We start from the raw sequence: 24,751 nt of genomic DNA, 5'->3' as shown, positions 1-24,751 counted from the left end.
TAAAAGCATCTGACGTATGAAAAGAGCCAGTTTACCACTTCTGCTGAGCCCCTTACTGCTACTCTTGGCGATAGCCCTCTCCTCTTGTGCCAAAGAGACCAGTATCAAAGAGCTATCGGCATCACTAGAGGAGCTGATTGCAGATGCCAATGGCAACCCCACCGACACCACCATAAAAAGCCTTCAGGTAGTGATCAGTTCGCCCGAAGAGTGGCAGGTCAATAGCGATGCCTCTTGGCTCTCCACCAATAGTCAGATGGGAGGCATTAGCCGTACCGTAGTTGGCATTAAAGTGACACCCAACCTCACAGGGAAAGAGCGTACAGGGCAGCTGACCTTTAGCACCAGTAACCAAAGCGTTGCTGTCAAGGTCAAGCAGTTGGGTGGAGATACCAATATTGAAACCGTCCTCTACGAAATCCCTGTCATCTTCCACGTGCTATACAATGAGGCGGATAAGAATAATACCGATACCCTACGCCGAAAGTATGTGCTTAATAGTGCCGATGCCCAAGTTATCTTAGAGTATATCAACCAACTCTTTGGCCAGCAACCTCGTCAAGTAGGCAATGAGATTTACCGAGGTATCAAAAGGAAATATCAGCAAGGCCAGCAAGACGTCTATCATCTCCCTCTTGAGACCAAAATCCGCTTCAAGCTGGCCAATGAAAAGCCCGACGGCACCCGACAAAGCCCTGCCGGCATCAATGCCATCGCCATGGAAGAGCGGTCACTCGACCCGAAAGTAGTCATGAGTGACAAAGCTGGTGGTCGCTACCACGATATGGCGTGGCCCATCAAGCAGTACATCAACATCTACGTATTCCCCTTCACCCGCCACCAAGAGCGAGCAGACCAAGTAGTGATGGGCATCTCACACATGCCCCTTGCCCTCTCCTCAGCACCCATTGAGGGACTAAAGCAACTCGGTAGCCAAGAAGAGCAGTACATCAAAGAGCATGGCGGTCTTGACCAATTCTCCAATTACAACCACTGTATCACCCTCAACTCCGATGGTTTTGAGTGGCGTACCTGGAAGGAGACCTTTCTCAAAGCCGACCTAGGGAAAAACACCTTAGCCCACGAACTAGGGCACTACCTCGGGCTCTATCACACCTTCTCTGAGGTGGTAGGCTCCGATGGCAACCTCCTGCTAGATAGCTGCGACGACACCGACTATTGTGCCGATACACAAAGTTACAATCGAAAACAATACGAGGAAAGTAGAGCAGATATCATTGCTTCGGGGACCACCAGTTTAGTGCAGATAATCGGGTTACTGATGCGTAATGACTGCCAGAGCGGGCGATTCGAAGCCACCAATATAATGGACTACGACTTCTGCCACAGCGACGAGTGGACACCCAACCAAGTCAGTCGTATGCGACAGGTGCTCTACAATACCTACACCACACCAGGGATCAAAGTGGCATCACCTAGAAGCCTACTCAAGGGCTACTCACCCCACCAACGCGTAATGGTAGAGGGTACCCCCGTGGCAATTCCTTGCCGTACACAGCTTATACGGTAGAGGCGATATGGTGCACCCAAGTACGAGGAAAATATCAGCTCTGCTCACGCTCCTCACACTCCTTATGGTAGGCTGTGAGTCGCGACAACCATTTGTGGGGGTCATTATAATCGATACCGACCTTCCCACACTCTATAGAGGTGAGCTACCTATTGGGGTCACCCTAGATCCTGGAAGCGGGGGCAAGGATCTATTGAGCAACAACCTACTCCTCAATGGAGGGTGGGAATTGGCTTCCCACCTAGAGGGATGTGGATATGATAGAGCGACGGGAGAAGTCGTCACTCCCAATGGCTCCAGACTGCCCTACCCACTACCCGAACAGCATTTTGGTTGGGAATTGATTGGTCAAAATATCGGCATCTCCGGCGATAAATCACAGCATTACCTACTAGCGCACGTCAGTAGCACCGATAGCTTAGTAGGCATTCGGCAAAACCTCAGAGGTGTAGAGATTACCCCTGGAGAGAGCTATCGCCTCACCCTCACTGCCCAAAGTACTCGACTCGCCACCATTATTGCCACACTCGTTGATGCCGAGATGAAGCAACTAAGCACCCCCCTCACCCTCACCCCCACTTCCGAGGGTGGCAGATTAGTCGGACAGCTAAAGGTAACCCAAGCAGATGCCGCCCCCTCACTATTTCTAGAGATCAAAGCCACCGAGGGCGAGCCCTACCTTGTCCAAAGAGATAGCATCAGCTATTGGACAAGCCAAAGCAGTGCTACCGTCACCATTGACGATCTTTTGCTCCAAAAGGTAGGGTATAAAGAGCGATATGGACTAGATGAAAATCTCTACGCCCTACTCTCCGATCTTCACCCTAGCTTTGTAAGATTTCCCGCTGGAGCTACCGCCAATGGACTCTACCCGGGCAACTACCCTCTGTACCTTGATAGCATACAGCTACTGGCTCCTCTTTGGACACTCAATCAAAATGAATATACCCACCACTTCGGCTACCCACAACTACTACAGCTAGCCCATGCGCTCCATAGCACTCCTATCATCGTAGCCAATTTCGGCTTCTCCGACCCATCCACCATACAGAGGATAGAGGATATCAAGCTACTTCCCCAACGGATCGATTACATCGAGCAGCTGATCGCCAAAGCCCCCCAGCATCAAGTCGCCATACAGCCTGGGTACGGACTTGGAGGTGCCGAATACGACCGTCGATTGACGCAGCTCCTAGATAAGCTCGATACCATCTACCCCAATCTACAGCTCATCAGTGCTGCAGATAGATCGCCCTACAAAGAGTATAGCGACTACCCATTCGATCTCGTGCTCCCCCTGATCTCCTACAATAACCTCGCCCACATCGACTCCCTCATCACCCAGCGCGACCAGCTACTCTACCCACAGATGATGAGCGAAGCCACCTTTGACACCGATTACACCAAGGGCTACTTTCTACCACCTCTAGCCCTGCGTGCCGCCTTTTTAATCCTAGCAGAGCGACGCACCCCCTACCTCCAAGCCCTCGGTCTCACCCCACTCATTGCCACCGATCTCGAGGAGCAATTCCCTATTATAGAGGCCAAGTCTGGCACCTTCCACCCCACCCTCTTCTACCAATACCTCTGCGACTTCACACAGCTTCGTGGCGAAAACCTCTGCCGATGGGATAGCAATAACAGTCTCCAGAGCGATGTGATTACCTCACTCACCGCCGATAAAGAGAAAAAGACCTACTACCTCAAGGCAGTCAATGTCACCCGTCACCCCCTACACTACCAAATCAAACTGAAGGGGAAAAATAGCAACTTCACCTCAGTAGAGATACTCTCCTATACCTCCACAGAACCCACCACCAGCCTTACCCCAGCCGGTTTTGTCCACTACGAAAAAAGCGTCACCCAAGAGCGACTGCGCCTCAGTAGCCACTTCCACTACCTCTTTGCCCCCTACGAAGTAGTCATCTTCAAGTTTTCATAACAGTATACAGCATGAGACCAATACACCTACATCTATCAATGCTCCTTACTCTCCTCCTCTTCTACCCTGCTTCAGCCCAAGTAGAGATGGGTGCCGATCAAATTGAGCAAATACTTACCTATACAGCTGGTAAGAGAGTAGCCCTCACGGTCAATCACACCAGTATCCTCTCCAATCCCCAGCATACCCACCTCGTCGATACCCTTCTTGCCAAAGGCGTTCAAGTAACCAAGCTCTTCACCCCCGAGCACGGACTTCGTGGCACCGCCGATGCCGGAGCTACCATCCATTCAGGCAAAGATAGTGCCACTGGGCTACCAGTCATCTCCCTCTACGGACAAAAAAAGAAGCCCACCCCAAGCGACCTCAAAGGCATAGACCTAATGATCTTCGACCTCCAAGATGTAGGCGTCCGCTTCTACACCTATATCAGCACCCTCACCTACCTTATGGAGGCGTGTGCCGAAGAGCAGATTCCGCTCCTCGTGCTCGACCGCCCCAATCCACACGACACCATTGATGGGCCCGTCAGAAAGCTCACGAAGTACCGCTCCTTCGTCAGCCTACTCCCGATCCCCGCTGTCCACGGGCTTACCCTAGGCGAGGCAGCCCAGATGATCAATGGCGAAGGGTGGCTCAAAAACAAAGTCCAAGTACAGCTCACCGTGCTCCCCGTAAGAGGGTGGCAACACGGTCAAGCCTACTCTCTACCCCTTCCACCAAGCCCCAACCTCCGCTCCGACAAAGCGATACACTGCTACCCCACCATCTGTTATTTCGAGGCCAGTAGCTGGAGCGAAGGGCGTGGCACCTCACACCCCTTTGAGCAAATTGGTTACCCCAATCGCCACCTAGGCAATCACACCTTCACCCCGCAGCCCACAAAGGGAGCTACAAAACCCAAGCACAGTGGCAAGCGTTGCTACGGCCCCACCCTTCAATCCCAAGAATGGCCAAAGGGCATCTACCTACCCCTCATTATCGAAGCATACCAAATAAGCCAAACCCACGGCATCCGCTTCTTTGCACGCCCCAAGCTCTTCGACCTCCTAGCTGGAAATGGAAAGCTTCGCCTGCAAATTCAAAGAGGCCTCACCGCCGACCAGATCCGCCAAAGCTGGCAAAGCGATCTCACCGCCTACAAGCAGCTCCGCGCCCACTACCTCCTCTACCCCGATTACACCGAACAATGATCACCGCAAATAATCGACCCTTGTGGTCGCACAATCCCATCAAGGAGAATTGAGTGCAACCGCAAGGGTCGTAGGTTATGGTCTACATCGCTACCCGCTGGTCATCGGCACTGCGTGCCTCGACCAGGGGCTATCTGAATGGCACCCTGTCGGATGCTTTTTTTTACTCACGTCCGACTTGTCCGATAAAGCACACCATCGACAAGATACCCGCTCACTTAGAAGTAGCGGGCACTCTTCACCATCTCCACCGCCTTGCGGATAGAGTCCAGTCCAAACGTCTCAGGGTCCAGCTCACTAAATGGGATCGCCTTCAGTTCGGCCACATCATCGCCCCCTATACCAATGTAAGGATCCAACGACTCTACCGCCATATGGAATACCATATCCACCGTATGGACCTCAAAACCCGAATAAAGATAGATATTGGGAAGTGAGAAAAGATACCTCAATGGATCCACAATACCTCCCCTCAGCCCTGATAGGGCAGAGATTCGTGTCTCCTCCTTGATCTCACGTGCCATTCCCTCCTCTGCCGTCTCATATGGGTCAATAAACCCTCCAGGCAAGTCATAGGTGCCCTTGGCAGGATCCGCACCACGCACTGCCACCAATACCCGATTCAATTTGTCGGTTATGAAGCAGGTGCAAGCAGCAGAGGGATTAAAATAATAGGTAAATCCGCATCCTCCGCACCTCTTCGCCTTGGCATTCTCCACCTTAAATTGGTCACTGCCACACTTCGGACAATAACCAAAGTCGGCCAAAGGGTGCTTGTGCTCCTTCATCGCTTTACTCACATGTGTACTCATAGCTTATTCCAATTTATAAATATTTCAAAGTGATTCTCCATAAATAGTTCTCATCGTACCATCTCCCCTCAATTCAATATAAATAGCACCAAGTCTGGCAATATCTCTTCACTACTCCCCTCATCTCCATACATTCCCTTGCTACGGGCATCGCACCGTCTGAGATACTTGATGATATCCACCACCTTCACCGCAGAGTAGTTGCGCAACCCTGCCATATACTCCTTCACAAAGAACTTACTCGATAGTCCCAATGCCCGCATCACACTCCCTTCATCTTGCCGATTAGGAGCATAAAAAGCAATCAGCAGATTGGCAAAGTAATTAAATAGCTGCGGCAAGATCATTTGTATCGGAGCCCGCTTTTCATCATTTCCCAAGGCTTGCGCAATCCGCATCGACTCGCCCACCTGCCGGTAGGCCAATGCCTTCCGAAGGTCAAAAACCGAATACTCCTTAGACCAACCAGTATAAGCCTGTACCATCTCCGCCGTCACCGCACTCCTAGCCTCAAGAGGTAAGGCAGTAGCCAACTTCTCCAACTCGCTATCCATTCGCTGAAGGTCGGCACCCATCCGATTAGCCACCATCTGAATAGCCGCAGGATTGAGCCGCAGTCCATGGGTCTCAGCCATAGGAGCAATATAGGGCTCCAAACGATAGTCCTTGATCCGTGGACTTTCCACCAAAAGAGCCGACTTCTCCAATTGCTTCACCCAGGCATGACCACGATTCAGTCGCTTTCCCCCCTTGATCGACACCACCAAAATCAGATGAGGATTGGGGTGCGTCACCAAGCTCACCAAAGCAGAGAGTGGCGGTTGGCTTCCTGCCGTGAGCAGAGCCTGCGCCTCTCGCAGCACCACCACCCGATATCGACTACCCATAGGATAGCGCCGACAGTGAGCCAAAAGCTCGTCCATTCCACAGCTAGAGCCATAAAGAAGAGAGTAGTCAAATCCACCCCATCCCGACTCATCCTCACCCTCCTCCGCCTCCGGAAGGTAGGTAGAGACAATTTTTTTCTCTATCTTGTCGATAAAATACTCCTCCTCACCCATCAAGATATAGATAGGCGAAGGCTTTTGGTCGGGAGAAAGACGGCTCAATACCGTCTGTGGTTGGTCACTATAGGGCATACAACTACATTATTTATAAGAGAGGCACCACCCGAAAAGGGCTGGCACACCCCCAATAGATCACAAATATAATGAAATAAAAAGAATAAGGAAATGGCACCCACTGAGCAAACGATGATATACGATCCCATTCGGAAGAAAGAAGTCCCCCTCACCCCCGAAGAGAGAGTACGCCAAGCCGTCGTACACCTACTCACACACCAACTTGACTACCCTCCCACTCTCATCGCCAATGAGTACACCATCACCGTAGGCAAACTCTCGCGCCGATGCGATACCGTCGTATTTACCCCACAGCTACAGCCCCTCATGATCCTAGAGTACAAGGCACCACACATCCCACTCTCCGAAAAAGTGATCCAACAAGCTTTCCAGTACAATACCACCCTACAAGTACCCTACATAGCCCTCTCCAACGGGCGCCAAACCCTCCTCTACAAAGTGGGGTACCAAAAACAGCCCTCCACCCCCCTACCCGGTATCCCCCCCTACCAACAGCTCCTGCAATCCCTCCGCTAACCCCCACTCCAAGCACTAGAAAAGACTTTAAGGCAAGCCTTTCCTCCTATCCATCACAAGTGTAGTTGGGCGTTGCCCGACACGTCCGACCTGTCTGACCTGTCCGACCTGTCCGATAAGGCACCTCCCCCATAAAACTGTGAAATAAAGTGAAAAATCCACCCAAAATAGGACTTCACATGCACCCCCTCACAACCCACTGAAATTCAACACCCTACAAGAGTCTCCATTGAGATGCAACAAAGCAATCGCTTAGTTGCAACAAACCGATTGCTTAGTTGCAACTCGCCGATCGCTTAGATACGGTCTCAGCAATCGCTTAGATATGGTCTCAACCACCACCCTCCTAACCCATTGGTTTATAACACTATACAACAACCCCCTCATTTCACCCCACCTCCCCTTCTTCCCCGACAGACATTAACCTATTTTAAGTATCTAGGCATACTGAATCATTTTCTAATACCAAATCAATTTTACCTCCAAAACTTGCGATACTGGTAGCGTTTGAGTACATTTGCCAATAGTCGATTAGATTCAGCCAAAGGATAGATCTAAAGTACCTCACCCATAATAATCCAGCTTAATAAGCACTCAGTAGATATATGACATCCAAAGAGATAGAGGCAAACCTACGGGTAATTGCGGAAAACATAGAGAGCAGTGGCCGCGGTATTGGCGAAGAGTTTATATATGAGATGCTATTAGCTTATGGCATATCTAAAACCTCCATCACTCGGCTACGCAATGGCGACTTCAACCGCTCCAAACAATCAGGTGAGGTGCTCTATGGAGGCAAACTTTTCTATACCACCGCCCCTAGTGACCGATTACTAGCCAATGTAGATCATTATGCCACTGAAGAGCGAATCCTGAAGTATAAGCCTCGCTTCGTGCTACTCACCGACGGCAATCGATTTGCTGGAAAAGACCTCAAGCTACAACAAAACATAGAGTTCGGCTACCAAGACCTCCCTAATTTCTACCAATTCTTCCTACCCCTGATTGGTGGTGAGGTGTACAAACAGCAACTAAATAATGAAGCCGATCGCAATGCTGCCTACGAGCTAGCCAAGCTTTATGATCAACTACTCGACGATAATCCACACTTGCGAGAGGGGCATAGCCACGACCTCAATCTTTTCTTAGCTCGCCTCCTTTTCTGTCTATTTGCTGAGGACACTGGTATATTTGAGCCCTCTGGTATATTTACAAACGTTATCAGCCAAAATACCGATACCGATGGCAATGGGGTAGATGTGTTGTTACAGGACCTATTCATTCGGCTCAATACCCGTGACGAGTGGGCAAAGTCACTTCCACGGTATGTGCAAGAGTTTCCCTACGTCAATGGTGGTTTATTTAGGGATGAGATAGAGATACCACGCTTCACACATCGCTCTCGCGAACTTCTCCTCAATGCGTGTGGCCTTAATTGGTCCGAGATCAATCCTGATATCTTTGGCTCAATGATACAGGCGGTATCCGATCCTGAAGAGCGTGGGCACCTCGGTATGCACTACACCTCAGTAGAAAATATTAAGAGGGTGATCCGACCTCTATTCTTAGATGAGCTCTACGAGGAATATGAGCAATACAAAGAGGCACACAATGAGCGCAAACTAATACGCCTAATTAATAGGATGAGTGAGATGAAGTTTTTTGACCCCGCCTGTGGTAGTGGCAACTTTCTCATCATCATCTACAAGGAGCTCCGACTCCTTGAGATTGAGATATTGCTTACGCTATTGGAGTGGGAGATGGAGCGGGGAGAGCCACAGTTTCACTACTCAGCCATCTCTCTGGACCAATTCTACGGCATTGAGATCAAAGACTTCGCCCACGAAGTGGCGATGCTCTCACTGTGGCTCGCTGAGCACCAAATGAATGGCATATTCAAGGAGCGATTGGCAGAGCAAGGCAAGCTCAATCCCTTCCTACCCCTTCGCGAAGCTGGACATATCGTAGTAGGTAATGCTGCTCAGATCTCTTGGGAAAGTGTATGCCCTCGAACCTCCCCCGATGATGAGATCTACCTCATTGGCAATCCGCCCTACTCCGGATCACGCAAGCAAGGTCAGGAGCAAAAAGCCGATTTAGAGCAGGTATTCCGAAAGGATTACAAGAGCTTGGACTACATAGCTATCTGGTTTTATAAAGGGGCAAGATACATTGAGGGGTACCCCAATATATCATTAGCATTCGTCTCCACAAACTCAATATGCCAAGGTCTTATGGTGGGGCTCACATGGCCTAGAGTACTGAATGACACCTTGGAGATAGGTTTTGCTTACACCTCTTACAAGTGGACCAACAATGCGATTGGGAATGCTGGTGTAACAGTGATAATTGTAGCACTTCGTAATAAGTCCAATGCTCCAAAGTATATATTCATTGGTGACGAACGGCATGAAGCCAAAAACATCAATGCATACTTAATTGATGCTCCTGATATTATAGTAGATAGTCGAAACCTACCACTTTCAGAATTTCCTATAATGAATTTTGGGAATATGCCTGCTGATGGTGGGCACCTACTTTTTACTAGAAGCCAATATGATGAGTTTCTAAAAATCGAGCCAGCAGCAAAAAAGTGGATGAAAAGACTCATCTCTGCCAAAGAATTTTTAAGCGGAGAAAGCAGATACTGCCTGTGGTTGGTAGGAATAACAAAGGATGAGCTGGAATTATTACCATTTGTCCAGAAACGTGTTGATCTAGTTAGGGAAGTTCGAATGAAATCCGCCAGACCACACCTAGCATCTACACCTCATCTGTTTGCTCAGATTACGCAACCTGAAGATAAGGATTATATATTAATTCCACGTGTCACTTCTGAAAGAAGGGATTATATTCCACTTGGAATCATAGATAAGGACAATATCATTGCTGATTCAGCTATGGCTGTTTACGATCCACCAGTTTGGCTATTTGGAGTGCTCCACTCACGGATGCACATGGTCTGGGTAGATGCCGTTGGTGGCAAATTAGAAACACGATATCGCTACTCAGCTAAGCTCTGCTACAATACATTTCCACTGCCAGAGCTCAATAGTAAAGATAAGTACCGGATCGGGCTACAGGTACAGGAGGTGCTGACGGCACGAGGACTCTATGAGGGACAAGGCAAGAGCATTGCTTGGATGTACGACCCCGACACCATGCCTCAAGAGCTACGAGATGCCCACCACGAGCTAGACCTTGTGGTGGATCGCTGCTACCGCTCTACACCATTCGATAGTGATAGTGAGCGGTTACAAACACTCTTCAACCTTTATGAGGAGATAACAAAGCGACATACGCTCTTTGCCAAGTCCAAGCGCACCCGCAAGAAAAAGCAATAGTACTTTTCCTCCTACCTTTAATTTAAGTATATTTACTACAAACTAATCCGATAATCAACTGCTGCGTATGAGACTAAGCCCTGAGCTACAAGCCAAGGTGACTGAACTTGGAATAAACGACGAAGAGATCCTCTTCCTTACAATCTCCCAGTATTGGATGCACATGATCCGCGAGGAGGGTAAAAATGTGGAGTACCGCGATCTTACAGATCATTACTTCAGTATGCTTTTCAAGAAGGGTAAAGTTGGGAGCTACTCTGAAATGAAACCAAAGCGGTACCTCCTGTTACAAGGCGGATATAGCCATAATAGTCCGCGTATGCTTCTGAGGCTAAAGGGATGGGTGATCAATGGCCAAAGCTACCCTAAAGATCTCGAGCTTACAGGGCATGAAGATATAGACCCTGATATGATTAATTTGGTCCTAGGGGAGAAGCTCTATGATAGTGTAGGCTTTTCGATAGCTATTCCTAAAAGGGAGAAGAAGCCTGTGGAGAAGATGGAGGTCACAGCCCCTAAAGAGCTAAAGCCTATCCAGCAACCGATCAATACAGTAGAGGTGACCTATCAACAAACTGGGAAAAGCAAACAGACCAATGAGCTCGGCATGCGTGAGATGCAGGCGAGAGCTTATGAAGAGCGAAGAGCTAAGTATCTACTGATCAAGGCGCCTCCAGCTTCGGGCAAGTCGAGAGCTCTGATGTTCATTGCTCTAGACAAATTGATCCACCAAGGGATCTCCAAAGCAATAGTAGCTGTGCCGGAGCGCTCTATTGCCAGCTCTTTCATGCCTACTGAATTGGCTAAATATGGGTTTGAAGCAGATTGGGATCTATCACCAAGGTACAATCTCTGCACCCCTGGTGGCGACTCTGGCAAGATAGCTACTTTCAAGGAGTTTCTAGAGAGTAAGGAGCGTATTCTTCTCTGCACGCACGCCACCCTTCGCTTTGCTTTTGAGCGACTCGACCCCAAGGTGTTTGATAATATGCTGGTGGCGATTGATGAGTTTCACCATGTTTCTGCGGATAACGACAATAAGCTAGGAGAGGTAGTCCGCTCTCTCATCAAAGATAGCTCAGCGCATATTATAGCTATGACCGGATCTTACTTCCGTGGAGATGCTTTGCCAGTATTGATGCCTGAGGATGAAGCTCTATTTACCAAAGTCACCTATAGCTACTACGACCAGCTCAATGGGTATGAGTACCTGAAGTCACTGGGAATTGGCTACCACTTCTACCAAGGAAGGTACTACAAGCGACAAGAGGATAGTGGAGTATCTGCCCTAGAGGAGATCTTGGATGAGTCCAAGAAAACGATTGTACACATTCCTAGCGTCAACTCGGCTGAATCATCAAAGCAAAAGCATGAGGAGGTAAGCCATGTAATCGACTGCTTGGGGGAGATAGAGTATCAGGATGAAGAGAGCAAGATCTACTATGTAAGAAGCCGACGAAGTGGACGTCTACTGAAGGTGGCAGATTTGGTGGAGGATACACCAGCCATTCGCGAGAAAGTGGTCACCTATCTCCGACAGATAAAGGATAAAGACGACCTAGATATCATCATTGCTCTTGGAATGGCAAAGGAGGGATTTGACTGGCCCTACTGTGAGCAGGCGCTCACGATCGGATATCGTGGGTCACTGACCGAGATTGTGCAGATAATAGGTCGAACCACTAGAGATGCTGAGGGGAAGACACATGCACAATTTACCAACCTTATTGCACAACCAGATGCTAGTGATGATGAGGTAAAAGTGGCTGTAAATAATATGCTGAAAGCCATTACCGCCTCCTTGCTCATGGAGCAAGTACTGGCACCTGATTATGACTTTAAGCCTAAAGAGCTAGATAAGGACGATGAGGAGAGCAGCGAGAAGCCCGATGGTGCTAATACGCTGAGGATAGAGGGCTTTAAGCTACCTACCTCACAGAGAGCCAAGGAGATTATTGACTCCGACCTCAATGATCTGAAGGCTCGTATCTTGCAGGATGAGACCATGCTAGTAGCTATGCCCTCACGCACTCTAGACCCCGAGGTGATCAACCAAGTACTCATACCTAAAGTGATACGTGAGGTGTACCCCGACCTGGATGACGAAGAGGTGGAGTCGGTTCGCCAACATGTGGTGGTAGATATGGTGGTTAAGAATGGAGAGCAGGTAGAGCAAGGGGGCAAGAAGTTTCTCAAAATGGCGGGTAGCTTTGTAAATATCAATGATATCTCTATTGACTTAATTGACCAAATTAATCCTTTCCAAAAGGCTTTCGCCATCTTATCTACTGCGGTGGATAAGAAGGTATTGAAGACGGTGCAAGATGTGATAGATCTGTCACGCATTGAGATGACTGAGGGGGAGGCGACTATATTGTGGCCGAAAGTGAAGGCATGGGTGAAAAATACGGGAGAGGAACCAAGTATCCGCTCGGAGGATGCGTATGAAAAGAGGTTGGCAGAGGCGCTCCTATTTCTCCGCAATGCTAAAGCTAAAAGAAAGAGGGGGGCACAATGAAAAGATGGACACTTGATGAAATATTTGAGGACGACGTCCAAGGGCTTTTGGATAAAAAGCCGGAGCCTACTGCACCCCCTCGACAGGATGACGACCGCCTCATAGAGAGTTTTTTGGAGATCAACGACTATATAGATAAAAATGGGTGTGAACCTGGAGAAGCTAAGGGTGGAAGTAAGATATCTGCCATGAGGTTGGCTGCACAATTGGAGGGCATACGGGCTAATGAGCAAAGCAAGCGACAACTCAAGATGATGGATCGGCACAATCTACTGGGTGATGTAGAGCCATTGGAGCCAGAGGTCTCGCTTGATGACCTTCTTGAAGATGACGACTTGGGTCTATTGGATCTTAAGGAGAGTGAGACCAATACCTCTATCCTCGATGTGAGCAAATTGCCAGATCAATCGATTCTGAGTAGGGCGAAAAGTGACTTTATTGCTAAGCGTGAACCGATCCCAGAGGAGGAGTTTGCACCTTATGAAGTGCTCTTTAAGCAGGTACACAAGGAGTTGAAGAGCGGGGCTAGGAAGCTAGTTGTATTTAGAGATGCTGAAAGAAACATTCAAGAAGGGTGCTTCTATCTATCTAGTGGGTTGCTCTGTTACTTGGAACGATCCGATGCTGAAAAAATTCGAATAAACAATCCTTCAGGATCTAGTATGAGAGTCGATGGTCGACTACGGGTAATTTTTGAAAATGCGACACAATCCAACATGCTCTTTCGCTCCTTTGGGAAGATACTCTTGCAAGATGGGAAAATCGTGACTGAACCCGACTCTGCGATGCGTCCATCAACACCCCTAGGAGTATATCAAACGGATAGCGATGCAACGAATGTGGTAAGCGAGGAGGATAGGGCCGTTGGGTGGATCTATGTGCTACGGACAAAACACCCAAAGTTGGTGGAGATGCCTTCGCTCTACAAGATTGGTGTGACGACAAAAAGTGTGGAGGATCGCATCGCACACGCAGTAGAGGAAGCGACCTATCTCTATAGCGAGGTGGAGGTAGTGGCTACTTATCAATGCTACAATTTAGTGGCCAATAAATTTGAGGGATTGTTGCACCGTTTTTTTGCTGAGGCCTGCCTTGATGTTGAGTTGCGTGGGCCTAGAGGGGAGCGGATAGAGCCCCGCGAATGGTTTGTAGTCCCTCTTAAGGAAATAGACCAAGCGATCCAGCTAGCGATGAATGGGTCTCTTCCCCAGTATAGGTATGACAAAGAGAGTAAGAAGATCATCCGTAAATAGCCCCTATCGTATGGGCTACGCCCTCCTATAGGCACTAGCTGAGTGGATCACTCTCGGGTATTACACCTATATATATAATGTGTGGGACGAGAAATATTTGTGTGGGGAATTATTTTTTGGTATCTTTGCGGGAGTTATTCCGTGTTGGGTCTTGTAAGCGGTGCTGAAAGGTGGCACACACCCACTGGGTATCATATAGAAATCGGATTTTAGATTATGTACGGGATCGTAGAGATTCAAGGACAGCAATTCAAGGTAGAGAAGGATCAGAGGCTATTTGTGCATCACATTAAGGATGTTGCCGAGGGTGATTCTCTAGAATTTGAAAAGGTACTGCTCCTCGACCAAGATGGTGAGGTGCGTGTAGGTGCTCCAACAGTGGAGGGTGCTAAGGTAGTTTGCGAAGTGATTCGCCCACTAGTAAAGGGTAAGAAGGTACTTGTTTTCCACAAGAAGCGTAGGAAAGGGTATCGCAAGCTGAACGGTCACAGACAGCAGTTTACCCAGCTTAGCGTGAAGGAGATTGTAGGATAATCAAAAAGGAAGAAAGGAAAGAGAAATGGCACATAAAAAAGGTGTAGGTAGCTCTAAGAACGGACGCGAGTCGGAAAGCAAACGACTTGGCGTGAAGAAGTTTGGCGGTGAGTTTGTAAAGGCTGGCAATATCATCGTTCGCCAGCGTGGCACAAAGCATCACCCAGGTACTAACGTAGGAATGGGTAAGGACCACACACTTTATGCTCTTGTAGATGGCAAGGTGGTCTTTACTACTCACAAGGGAGATAGGTCTAAAGTCTCTATTGAGGCTTAACCCCCTTTAACTCAGAGTGTGAGGGTGATCTTGAATCACCACATAGGCCATAAGTGGCTAAGAATATGGTTGGCGGTGCTTCTCATCATGGCGATGGGAAGCACCTCCTGCCGTACTTATAGAGAGCCAGTGAGGAGGGTGCTTCTTCCCTCTGGCACCATTTCGAGGGAGATCTACCCAATGGAGACACAGGAGCTCGCCTCGGAACTATCTAAAGACCTAAAGATCAACATTGAGCTACCAGAGGATAATTTGGAGCTCTACAGCTTTGCCGATGAGTGGAAGGGGACTCCCTACCGCTTTGGAGGCACCACGAGGAAAGGGACCGACTGCAGTGGCTTTGTCTGGCAACTCTATAAGGCGGTCTATAATAAAGATCTTGGGCGTCACTCTTCTGCCACACTGATGGCCAATAGTCGGAGGGTGGATAAGCGTCACTTGAATGAGGGGGACTTGGTCTTTTTCAATATCAATAACCGTCGCGGTGGTAGAGCTAGCCATGTGGGGGTCTACCTAAAGAATGATCTATTTGTGCACGCGACTACCAAGCAGGGTGTGATCATCAGCAGTCTCAACGAACCATACTACAGACGCACCTATATTGGGGGAGGCCGGGTGCTGTAACCAGCTATGAGGGAGAGTGCAAAGAAGCCGACAGGGGAGCAGAGTGAAGTACTTACCGAAGCGGTGAGCTATCTATCGGCTTCAGACCATAGCACTCTTTTGCTTGAAGGATCGGCAGGTACTGGTAAGACCACTTTGATTGCCTGGATCGTCGAAGCACTTCAATCGAAGCTTAAAGCGGCAACGGGAAAAAGCTACAAGGCGATCATGACTGCCCCGACCAATAAAGCGGTGGAGGTGCTTAGGGAGAAGGGAGCTACTAGCAAAGCGACCTACACAGACTACTGCACACTCCACTCGGCACTTCGCCTTCGTTATTCTATCGACGAGAAGAGTGGTGCGGAGATCTTTACTCCTGATAAAAGCAATAGGGAGAATAAGCTTGGTGGTGCCACTATCTTGGTGGTGGATGAGGCATCAATGATCGGGGCTGACCTACTCCAATATGTAGAGGAGCGAATTGAAGAGGAGCGCCACCTCAAAGTGATCTTCATAGGGGATATCAAGCAGCTACCGCCTGTGAATGAGGATACCTCTCCAGTTTTCACCAAAGGTTATTTCCGGCTCTCTCTGAAGGAGATCATACGCCAGGCAGCTGAAAACCCAATTATTCCTCTTTCCAACGATATCTACCAGCTAAATAACTTTCAGGATCATGTGAATGCGGAGGGGCTGGGTTATTCTTATACCAAGGATCGGTCGGCGATTATCCGCCACTTTGCGAGGCATCGTGACGACTTGGGAATACGCTATCTAGGGTACACCAATGCTTGCGTCAACGCCTTTAATGAGGAGGTGAGGAGAGAGATATTTCACCAACCTAGTAAGATAGAAATAGGCGAAACGATTATTTTTGACCGCCCTTATGAGGTGGTGGAAACGGACGACTTCGGAGATCCCTATAAATACGTCTATACCAATAATCAAGAGGTGTTGGTGGAAAATATAGAGGTATGCGACGAGGAGATGGATATCCCGTGGGATAAGAATGGAGGCAAACAAAAGGTTCGCCTAAAGTACTATGTGGTGAATGATAGCTTTCCGATTCTGCATGAGGAGAGTGAATTTGTATTTGCCGACCTAATGGAGACATTGCGCCGAAAGGCTATCAACAAAGATTTTTACTGGCGCGACCTCTATGCGATAAGGAATGCCTTTGTCGCCTTCAAGCATCGGTACGCCCTTACGGTTCACAAGGCGCAGGGCTCTACTTACAGGGAGGTTTTTCTAGATTATGATGACATGATGCGCAACAATAGTATTTTGGAGCGAGAAAAGCTATTATATACAGCGATTACTAGAGCATCAAAGCATCTCACTATTTGGACTTCAAGGCTAAGAGATGGAAGGTAGGGAGATAAAACTGGTGCTATTTGATATGGATGGGGTGTTGTTTGATACAATGCCCTATCACGTGCGAAGCTGGAAGCAGGTTTCGGACGAGTATGGGATGGAGGCGGAGCAGGACGAGTTTTACCTCTATGAGGGGATGCGTGGGGTAGATACGATCGATAAGATCTACCGGAGGACGTTCCAAAAATCGGCCAGCCCTGAACTAATTCAGGAGATCTATCAGCGTAAGACGGCCCTCTTTAATGGAGAGGACTTTGAGCTAAAACTGATTCCGCACACACGGGAGATAATGCAATACTTTCAGGAGAAGGGGGTGGAAATGGCAGTGGTAACAGGGAGCACGCAAGGGAATGCTTACCCTCGGATCGCTAAAAACTATGCGGAGTATATCCATCAAGACCACATCATCACGGCGGAGAGTGTGCAAAATGGGAAGCCCCACCCCGACCCTTATCTGATGGGAATGGAGCTATTTGGCGCGAAGCCTGAGCATACTATCGTGATTGAAAATGCCCCTCTCGGGGTGAAGAGTGGCCATGATGCAGGTGCCTATGTACTGGCAGTGACGACGGGTCCGATTGGGGAGTACATCATGAGAGAGCAGGGGGCAGATCGGGTCTTCTGTGATATGAAAGCACTACTGGTATGGTGTCGTGCCAATCTGTAAAAAGGCTCTCGGAGCGTGAGCGGAAGGTGATCGCCTCTCTCAAGTATGCTAAGTACAGAGCGGAGGAGGGGCTTTTCGTGGCGGAGGGGATGAAGAGTGTAGAGCTACTTTTGCCACAATTTAGGCTAAAGTGGTTGCTATTTTGTGGCGAGGAGGTACCCTTTGACGCCCCTGAAGAGTGCTGTCGGCTCTGCACACCACAAGAACTAAAGAAGCTATCGACACTCCAAAGTAGGCAAGAGCTGATGGCGGTATTCCACCGCCCGGAAGTGCCTGTGCTCCCTGAGGAGGTTCGAGGTTTGGCAGTGGCGCTTGAGGAGGTTCAGGATCCAGGCAATCTCGGTACCATCATTCGTCTTTGCGACTGGCTGGGCATTCAGCACCTCTTTTGCAGCAAGGGGTGTGCCGACCCGTTTAATGCTAAGACGGTGCAGGCTAGTATGGGGGCTCTAGGGAATGTGACCATTCACGAGGAGGTGGATTTGCTCCACTATCTGCCCCACCACTTTGATATAATTATGGCAACGGCAATGAAGGGGGTGGACTATCGCAAGGCCTCGGTGGGGAAGAGTGATCGGGCGGTGCTACTTCTGGGCAATGAGGGGCGAGGGCTATCGGAGGATTTGCTACAGATTGCCACCACTTGTCTCACCATACCGAGTGCTCCCTCTGCTGTGAGTGACTCGCTCAATGTATCTATTAGTGCAGCTATTTTACTTTCCAATCTTATAAAACCATAGACCATGTTTCGTCGACTTCTATTATTGACCACGCTACTCTTTTCGCTCGGTGCCATGGCACAGGAGCAGGAGCATCAAGTGGAATTCAAGACCAATGTGGGTAAGTTCACCGTAAAACTCTACAATGAAACGCCTCGCCATCGAGACAACTTCCTTGCTCTGGTGAGGGAGGGGGCCTATGATAACCTCCTTTTCCATAGAGTGATTAAAAACTTTATGGTGCAAGCTGGTGGGGATGCTCGGGAGCCCTACAAAAAGAGATATGAAGCACTCAAGGCAAGGCACTCGGAGATGATACCGGCGGAGATAAGATACCCTCAGCTCTACCACAAGAGGGGAGCACTTGCAGCCGCTCGAATCGGGGATGAGGAGAATCCCGACAAGGCGAGCGATCCGATAGAGTTTTATATCGTGATTGGTGAATTTTACCTCGAGAAGGAACTGAAGGCTTACGAAACGGAGGAGCGTGGCGAGATGCCAGCTGAGGTGAAGCAACGATATATGACGGAAGGGGGCACCCCGCATCTGGACAATGAATATACGGTCTTCGGCGAACTGGTGGACGGCTTTAAGACTATTGATAAAATACAAAATAGAGAGACTGGAGAGAATAATCGCCCCCTTAAGGAGGTCTACATCATCTCCGCCAAAATCCTGTAGTTCCACATAACATTTATTCTCTGAAAAACAGTTCACTCATTGTCCCCCATCAACCCTACGGCATTCTTCGCGTTGATTTATTTTGTGGACTGAGTAGAGCTTGGTATCTTTGTGATAGTTACATTATCAATCAGTACAAGCAGATATTATATATGAAGATTCTAAGGAAGCTCTTTAGAGCCGCAACATTTATAGGAGTGGGAGTATTGGGTGCATCACAGCTCTCGGCACAGAACTTTGCAACCACGCCCGACTTTCTTACTAATATCCTACTTAATGACACTTTAGGGGGACAACTTAGTTCTGAAGCGAAGAGAATTATTGGTCGCCCATTTGCTCCGGAGAAGCAGACTATATCTCCTGAGCAGCGACGACTGATGGCTTTTCTGAATGCTCCACGGGTGATGGACGCACACTCCTTTAGTTCACTATCGATCAATTGGCCAAAGCCACTTGACATATCTATGGGCAAGGGGGGTATCTGGGATAATATCATTAAAGATAACTTTAGCCAGCAGGCAGAGAATAGTCGCTTCTACAAGCTCTCGCAAAACTGGCAACAGGCTCAGATGCTGAAGGAGCAAGCGATGCTTAGAAACCCAAGGCTGATACAGTTGTCTATCAATGACCTTCCTGAAGCGATAAAGGCAACGGAGATCCAAACGGATGGTTACCAAGGTCAGCTCGCCTACAATGAAGCTCCTCAAATCAATGTAGAAAATAATAATATCATCACTGAAAAGGTGGCACGAAAGTATTGGTGGCACAACTTTGAAGGGAGTGCTCAATTTGCCCAAAACCAAGTCTCTAAAAACTGGCATAAGGGTGGGCACAATAGTCTCAATGTGAATGCTAGGCTTTACTACAAAGCCACCTACGAAAAGAACATTGTAAAGTGGGTCAATGAGCTTGAATACCGCATTGGTCTCTTTACAAATGACATAGATACGGGCGAGAAACTTCAGCTTAAAATAGGGGAGGATATATTCCGAGCCTATACCAACCTCGGTGTTAAAGCTTTTGACCACTGGTACTATACGGTATCGGCTCAGCTTCGTAGCCAGGCTCTTAAGAACACCGATGCAGAGGGGAAGGTGATTACACGTCCATTTGCTCCGCTTAGCATTGATGGTGGTCTCGGTATGAAGTACGATCTAGACCTAAAGAAGTTTAGAGGGAACCCCTTCGCAAGGTTTAGATTTAGTGCCAACATCGCTCCAGTCGGTATGGACTTTGTTTACACTTACAGCGATGATATTGACAAGGGTCGTATCGGTCTCCAGCCCGACCAAAAGTATCGTTTCCGCTACGGCTCCTCAGTACGATTGGACCTCAATTGGGACTTTTCGTCATCGCTTAATTGGACGTCACGGCTATTCTACAACACATCCTACAAGCACGTGGAAATGGAGTTTGACAACACCCTTAGCTACTCATTCAATCAGTTCTTTAGCCTAAGGATGACCCTCAATACGCGCTTTGATGATAGCGTGATACTACCAGCCGGTGATGTAAAGAACTTCAAAAACCTTCTGCAGTACAATGAGCTACTCAGCATAGGATTTGCTTACAAGATCTAAGCCAACTCTCTATGCTTACGCTACCGGAGGGCTTTGAAAAGCGTTTTACCAAACAGTTTGGTGCGGAGGTACTTTCCCAATTGAGCCAAGCACTAACTACTCCATTGGCATCCTCTATCCGGCTCCACCCTGCTAAGAGCTTTCGGAGTAGCTTGCGTACTGTGCCTTGGTGTTCGTTGGGCCGGTATGTTGATGCTGCCGTCCTTTTTGGAGCTGACCCACTTTGGCATGCCGGAGCGTACTATGTACAGGAAGCTTCGTCGATGGTTTTGGCTCAGTTCATCCAGCAACTTCGCCTTGCCCCATCACGGGCTATTGACTTGTGTGCTGCACCTGGGGGCAAAAGTAGCCTACTGAGGAGCTACCTCCCTACCGACACGCTACTCATTTCGAATGAGTTAGAGGCCAAGCGTGCTCAGATACTTCTTGAAAACCTTACCCGCTATGGCCTGGAGGAGACCCTCGTCACCTCGGCTTCTCCACAAAAGCTGAGAGCTACGGGGCTAACGGCCGATCTGATATTGGTGGATGCCCCTTGCTCGGGTGAGGGAATGTTTAGAAAGGAGCCAGCAGCTCTTGAGAATTGGTCAGAAGCCAATATCTCGCTATGCACGCTTAGGCAACGAGAGATCCTAGACGAGGCGTGGATGATGCTGGAAGAGGGAGGCCACCTGATATATAGCACCTGCACCTACAACAGGGAAGAAAATGAGGAGCAACTCCACTACCTCCAAAGCAAATATCCACTCAAGTTGCTACGCATTGACCTTCCAACGGAATGGGGTATTTGGGAGCGAGAGGAGGGCGTTTATAGCCTGATGCCACATCGTGTCGAGGGGGAAGGGCTAACTATTTTTGCCGTAGAGAAGTGCGGAGGGGATACCACCCCAAAAGCAGGTAAACCTCAAACAACCTCTACTACTCCTCCATTGCTTGCCTCGCTATTTGAGAGAGAAAATCTATATGAGCACCGCGGTACGTGGTATTATCTGAGTAAAGCTGGGCAAGAGGTATTATCATTGCTCAAAGGGGTACAAGTACTCACGGCAGGCGTGCCACTTGGTACGCAAAAGGGCAAAGACTTTCTCCCAGCACACGGCTGGGCGAGCAGTGCACCATTGGCAACTAAAGCCCCCTTTCCAAGATATGAAGCGACCGATGTGGAGGTGCTTCAATTTCTAAAGCGGGAGGTACTCAATATTGAGAGTGAGCGTGGCATCAATCTCCTCACCTATCAAGGTATACCACTTGGCTTTATCAAGCAGGTGGGGAATAGAGCTAATAACCTTTATCCACGGCACTTGGCTCTCCGCAATAGCTCATTAACCACAAAAGACATTCCCAATTGGATAACCTTATGATAAAGAAATACCTACTACTCATCACTCTATTCCTGGGCTTGTCTAATGCCTATGCAGAAGCCCCTCGAATAAGTCTGCTCACTTGCGGACCTACCGACGAGTATGTGTTTTATCTCTATGGACACACTGCTCTACGCGTGCAGTATGGAGATGCCGACTTGGTATATAATTATGGTTACTTCTCGTTAGAGCAGAAAAACTTCCTTATCAACTTTATGATTGGTAAGCCGATGTACTCACTAGGGGTGACCACGTTCCAAGACTTTCTTTGGGAGTACTCGGCACAAGGAAGAGAAGTAGTAGAGCAAGAGCTTGCCCTCACAGATGAGGAAGCAACATTGCTTTCGGACAAGCTCAATTGGAATGCACTGCCGGAGAATAGAGACTATCAGTACAATTTCTACTTTGATAATTGTGCCACGCGCCCTAGGGATATGATAGAAGAGGCGGTAGGTGGACTAAGGTACGACTTCCCCTTAGATCAGCTTCCTACATTTAGAGAGGCGATTAGGGGCAAAAGCCACACTGCCATTTGGTACACTCTAGGAGCCGATATCTGCCTTGGCTGGAAGAGCGACCGACAGATGAGCCTTAGGGATGCCGGCTTTTTACCAGAGTTATTGGCCCAAGAGATGGACACCGCACGGCGTGTTGACACTGGCGAACTTTTGGTAACCAAAAAGACTACTTGGGTGCCACAGACGCGGGTCATCAATAACCCAGTGGAGAAGTGCCATTTCCCGCTCATTGTCTTTCTTTTAATTGGGCTCTACCTCTACCTACTCAAGTGGGGCAAATGGGATAAAGCACGCGTCGTCAGCGAGAAGGTGCTATATGCGCTACTGACTATTGGTGGAGTGACCGTTTGGTTTTTAGCCATCTTTTCTGAGCACCCACACACTTGGCCCAATGCCAATATGCTATTCCTGCATCCCTTTTGGCTATGGTTGGTATTCACCCATGGCAGGAAAAAATGTCATAGTTCCAATAAGTGGCTCTATTTTTGTAACTTTGTAGCCATAGCTCTCTACCTCCTATCAAGTACCTTCCAAAGGCTACCAATAGACCTTCCAGTACTTGCATTGGTAGTGGCGTGGAATCAGATAGATAGATGGAGAGCCTGCAGAAATGAGGCACGTACAGATGAATAAGTTACTTACAGGGCTGGTCTCGCTCTTTACCCTTTGTCAGGTGGGTGTGCTACAAGCACAGACCCCCCGATTGGTGCTACTCATCACCGTGGAGGAGCTCCGAAGCGATCTACTGGAGGAGCTCTCTAAGGAGATGCCCCATGATGGGGTTAATCGCTTGCTTTCTAAGGGAAGAGTCTACAGCGAAGTTCAATCCCCTCTACTGAGTGCTGATGCAACTGCCTCCGAAGCTATCATCCACACTGGAGCTCTTGCTTCGGCTTCTGGTATTTCTGAGCGACAGCCAACCCTGAAGGAGCGAAGTGGGAGGAGAGTCCCAACGAACTCAATCCTTCAAGACAAGAACTACCTGGGGTATGCCACTTCTGGCAACTATTCGCCCTTGGCCCTCACCTCACCTACCCTCGGGGATAATCTCAAAAGCGCCTATGGCTCTAAATCGCTCGTCTATAGCATCGCTCCTCGAGCAGAGGAGGCAATTATCGGGGCTGGGGTCTATGGCGATGCCGCTTACTGGATTGATGGGTACTCTGCAAGATGGGCCAGTAGCACCTACTACTCAAGGGAGTTCCCTTGGTATATTGATAAAACCAACTCTGGCACTTCATCTCTGCCAACACGGCTTAGCAGTGGGATAACGTGGCAACCTCTATCGACCCAATCCCGTATTCCCACCACCAGTTCCTTTAACCATAGCTTCCGCAAGACGACAAGCGATATTACGGACTTTAAGGATAGCCCACTCGTCAATGACGAAGTGGTTTCCCTTGCCCGCAAACTCTTTGAAAGCACTCAGCTAGGCAAAGACGAGACGCCCGACCTTCTTTCGCTACACCTCACGGTAGGCAATGCCAATAAAGCAGCTCAAGGTTTTTCAAGAGAGACTATTGAGAGCTACTTCCGACTGGATCGGACGATAGCTTCGTTGCTACAATTAGTTGATGACAAGTCCACCCTTGTTATCCTAACAGGGAATGGCATGTCGAGGGAATATCCTTCTACAGTTATAGACGATCGCAGGCTATTCAAGCCCGATCGTTGCCTAGCACTAGTCAATATGTACCTGCATGCAGAGTATGGGGTGCAAGGACTAGTGGAGGAGATCACCCCTACTGGGGCGGTCTATCTCAATAGAGAGACCATCAAAAGCAATCCAAAGCTTCATCTTAAGGAGATTCAGAGTGCCGTTAGTGACTTTCTACTAGAGTTTAGTGGCATCTCTTATGCCATTGAAGAGCATCGGTTGCGAGATCAAGCGATTGCCAATAGCGACAATGCTACTTGGCTCACGGCACTCAATAGTGCCACCAATGCCAATCGGCCCGATGTGATCTTCGGTCTGCTTCCCAGTTGGACAGCCCAAGACCTCTCTACCGAAAAAGGAGTCGCGAAGTACCGAATGACGGCGACCCCTACCACTACTGTAATTATGTACCCCAGCGTCGAGGCTGAAAAGATAGATACCCCGCTCGATCTCAGAGAAGTCTCTACCAAGATTGCGTGGATTCTCCGAATCAGACCACCCACGCCACGCTCTATTTTGAGATAGCGAT

20 protein-coding genes are annotated in these 24,751 nt (G+C 48.7%); 18 read left to right on the top strand and 2 right to left on the bottom strand.

Annotation, left to right across the window (positions count from 1 at the left end):
• Positions 1–16 precede the first annotated feature (16 nt).
• Genes A3GK_RS0101345 through A3GK_RS0101335 form a run of 3 tightly spaced genes read left to right on the top strand, consistent with a single transcriptional unit; the run spans position 17 to position 4,666 of the window.
• Positions 17–1,531, top strand: a complete 1,515-nt coding sequence (locus tag A3GK_RS0101345; RefSeq protein WP_018027732.1) for a zinc-dependent metalloproteinase lipoprotein — start codon at positions 17–19, stop codon at positions 1,529–1,531.
• 7 nt (positions 1,532–1,538) lie between these two features.
• Complete coding sequence (locus A3GK_RS0101340; protein WP_018027731.1) at positions 1,539–3,473, top strand: hypothetical protein; 1,935 nt, start codon at positions 1,539–1,541, stop codon at positions 3,471–3,473.
• A gap of 11 nt (positions 3,474–3,484) precedes the next feature.
• Positions 3,485–4,666: an exo-beta-N-acetylmuramidase NamZ family protein gene (locus A3GK_RS0101335; RefSeq protein ID WP_026161635.1), complete on the top strand. Its 1,182-nt coding sequence runs from the start codon at positions 3,485–3,487 to the stop codon at positions 4,664–4,666.
• A gap of 218 nt (positions 4,667–4,884) precedes the next feature.
• On the opposite strand, the gene A3GK_RS0101330 is transcribed toward A3GK_RS0101335, so the two are convergent.
• Together A3GK_RS0101330 and holA are read right to left on the bottom strand one after the other, a co-directional pair.
• Positions 4,885–5,478, bottom strand: coding sequence for an NUDIX hydrolase (locus A3GK_RS0101330; RefSeq protein WP_018027729.1), 594 nt, complete (start codon positions 5,476–5,478; stop codon positions 4,885–4,887).
• Positions 5,479–5,546: 68 nt separating this feature from the next.
• Complete coding sequence (holA, locus tag A3GK_RS0101325) at positions 5,547–6,617, bottom strand: DNA polymerase III subunit delta (RefSeq protein WP_018027728.1); 1,071 nt, start codon at positions 6,615–6,617, stop codon at positions 5,547–5,549.
• 93 nt (positions 6,618–6,710) lie between these two features.
• On the opposite strand from holA, the gene A3GK_RS0101320 reads away from it, so the two are divergent.
• The 15 genes from A3GK_RS0101320 (at position 6,711) to A3GK_RS0101250 (ending at position 24,747) form a co-directional block, all read left to right on the top strand.
• Entirely contained in the window at positions 6,711–7,136 is a 426-nt protein-coding gene (locus tag A3GK_RS0101320) for a type I restriction enzyme HsdR N-terminal domain-containing protein (protein WP_018027727.1), read from the top strand.
• Between the two features lie 605 nt (positions 7,137–7,741).
• Positions 7,742–10,480: a class I SAM-dependent DNA methyltransferase gene (locus A3GK_RS0101315; protein WP_018027726.1), complete on the top strand. Its 2,739-nt coding sequence runs from the start codon at positions 7,742–7,744 to the stop codon at positions 10,478–10,480.
• A gap of 67 nt (positions 10,481–10,547) precedes the next feature.
• Positions 10,548–12,998 (top strand): DEAD/DEAH box helicase, encoded by a 2,451-nt coding sequence (locus A3GK_RS0101310; RefSeq protein ID WP_018027725.1) that lies wholly within the window; start codon positions 10,548–10,550, stop codon positions 12,996–12,998.
• Positions 12,995–14,251, top strand: coding sequence for a GIY-YIG nuclease family protein (locus tag A3GK_RS0101305; RefSeq protein ID WP_018027724.1), 1,257 nt, complete (start codon positions 12,995–12,997; stop codon positions 14,249–14,251). The genes A3GK_RS0101310 and A3GK_RS0101305 overlap by 4 nt, the downstream gene beginning before the upstream one ends.
• 216 nt (positions 14,252–14,467) lie before the next feature.
• Complete coding sequence (rplU, locus tag A3GK_RS0101300; RefSeq protein WP_018027723.1) at positions 14,468–14,785, top strand: 50S ribosomal protein L21; 318 nt, start codon at positions 14,468–14,470, stop codon at positions 14,783–14,785.
• Between the two features lie 25 nt (positions 14,786–14,810).
• Positions 14,811–15,062 (top strand): 50S ribosomal protein L27, encoded by a 252-nt coding sequence (gene rpmA / locus A3GK_RS0101295; RefSeq protein WP_018027722.1) that lies wholly within the window; start codon positions 14,811–14,813, stop codon positions 15,060–15,062.
• 18 nt (positions 15,063–15,080) lie between these two features.
• A complete protein-coding gene (locus tag A3GK_RS0101290; RefSeq protein WP_244400215.1) occupies positions 15,081–15,686 on the top strand; it encodes a C40 family peptidase in 606 nt (201 codons plus the stop codon).
• Positions 15,687–15,692: 6 nt separating this feature from the next.
• Positions 15,693–17,039, top strand: coding sequence for an ATP-dependent DNA helicase (locus A3GK_RS0101285; RefSeq protein ID WP_018027720.1), 1,347 nt, complete (start codon positions 15,693–15,695; stop codon positions 17,037–17,039).
• Positions 17,029–17,706 carry an HAD family hydrolase gene (locus A3GK_RS0101280; RefSeq protein ID WP_018027719.1) on the top strand — a complete coding sequence of 226 codons (678 nt, stop codon included), beginning with the start codon at positions 17,029–17,031 and terminating at the stop codon, positions 17,704–17,706. Before A3GK_RS0101285 ends, A3GK_RS0101280 begins: the two co-directional genes overlap by 11 nt.
• The gene (locus A3GK_RS0101275; RefSeq protein ID WP_018027718.1) at positions 17,685–18,446 is read left to right on the top strand and encodes an RNA methyltransferase; all 762 of its coding nucleotides are present in this window, start codon (positions 17,685–17,687) and stop codon (positions 18,444–18,446) included. The genes A3GK_RS0101280 and A3GK_RS0101275 overlap by 22 nt, the downstream gene beginning before the upstream one ends.
• 3 nt (positions 18,447–18,449) lie before the next feature.
• Positions 18,450–19,106 carry a peptidylprolyl isomerase gene (locus A3GK_RS0101270; protein ID WP_018027717.1) on the top strand — a complete coding sequence of 219 codons (657 nt, stop codon included), beginning with the start codon at positions 18,450–18,452 and terminating at the stop codon, positions 19,104–19,106.
• 152 nt (positions 19,107–19,258) lie between these two features.
• Positions 19,259–20,686: a DUF3078 domain-containing protein gene (locus tag A3GK_RS0101265; protein ID WP_018027716.1), complete on the top strand. Its 1,428-nt coding sequence runs from the start codon at positions 19,259–19,261 to the stop codon at positions 20,684–20,686.
• Positions 20,687–20,697: 11 nt separating this feature from the next.
• The gene (locus tag A3GK_RS0101260; protein ID WP_018027715.1) at positions 20,698–22,047 is read left to right on the top strand and encodes a methyltransferase RsmF C-terminal domain-like protein; all 1,350 of its coding nucleotides are present in this window, start codon (positions 20,698–20,700) and stop codon (positions 22,045–22,047) included.
• Positions 22,044–23,198, top strand: coding sequence for a lipoprotein N-acyltransferase Lnb domain-containing protein (locus tag A3GK_RS0101255; RefSeq protein WP_018027714.1), 1,155 nt, complete (start codon positions 22,044–22,046; stop codon positions 23,196–23,198). The genes A3GK_RS0101260 and A3GK_RS0101255 overlap by 4 nt, the downstream gene beginning before the upstream one ends.
• On the top strand, positions 23,191–24,747 hold the full coding sequence (locus tag A3GK_RS0101250; RefSeq protein WP_018027713.1) for an alkaline phosphatase family protein: 1,557 nt from the start codon (positions 23,191–23,193) through the stop codon (positions 24,745–24,747). The genes A3GK_RS0101255 and A3GK_RS0101250 overlap by 8 nt, the downstream gene beginning before the upstream one ends.
• The last annotated feature ends 4 nt before the right edge of the window (positions 24,748–24,751 follow it).

Source organism: Porphyromonas somerae DSM 23386 (genome assembly GCF_000372405.1).
GTDB lineage: Bacteria > Bacteroidota > Bacteroidia > Bacteroidales > Porphyromonadaceae > Porphyromonas_A > Porphyromonas_A somerae.
Note: the sequence above shows the minus strand (reverse complement) of the source record. Positions and strands in the feature narration are given on the sequence as shown.